Below are 523 nucleotides of genomic sequence, written 5' to 3' on the forward strand. Positions count from 1 at the left end.
GAGGCCTCATCAAGCTCGCGATACGTCATCGAGCGACCGCCGCACACTAGCGCTACGGCATTCGGGGTGCGGGCCACGTGGGTGGCGAAAACTTCCGGCACCGACACCGAAACGCTCGACGGGTTGGCCAAAACCGCTTTATTACCGAGCTCTTCCAGGCGGGCATGCTCGGTTTCGTCGAGCACGTCCACAACCGAGAGCCGCTGGGACGGGTCGGCGGTGAGCGCCATCAACACTCGCTGCAGCCGTGCGATCAGCGTTTCGATGCTTGCGGCGTCGAACACGTCGGTACGGAACTCCACCGACCCGCCGATCCCGGCGGGATCGCCGGCCTGACTCCAGCGTTCGCCCAACGTGAACGTCAGGTCCATGCGGGCGACCTGGGTGTCGGCCGACAACGGCGTGACCTGAAGATCACCCAACGCCAGGCCGGCGGCGGGGTCCCCGGCGAAGTTCTGCCAGGCCAACACCACCTGCACCAGCGGGTGATGGGCCAACGATCGGGTCGGGTTGAGCCGCTCCA

General features: G+C 66.3%; 1 protein-coding gene. It reads right to left on the reverse strand.

Annotated elements, in window-relative coordinates:
* Nucleotides 1-523: condensation domain-containing protein (locus A5732_RS22585; RefSeq protein WP_142256660.1), on the reverse strand; the 523-nt coding region annotated here is incomplete at both ends.

This window comes from Mycobacterium colombiense, assembly GCF_001953985.1.
Classification (GTDB): Bacteria; Actinomycetota; Actinomycetes; order Mycobacteriales; family Mycobacteriaceae; genus Mycobacterium; species Mycobacterium colombiense_B.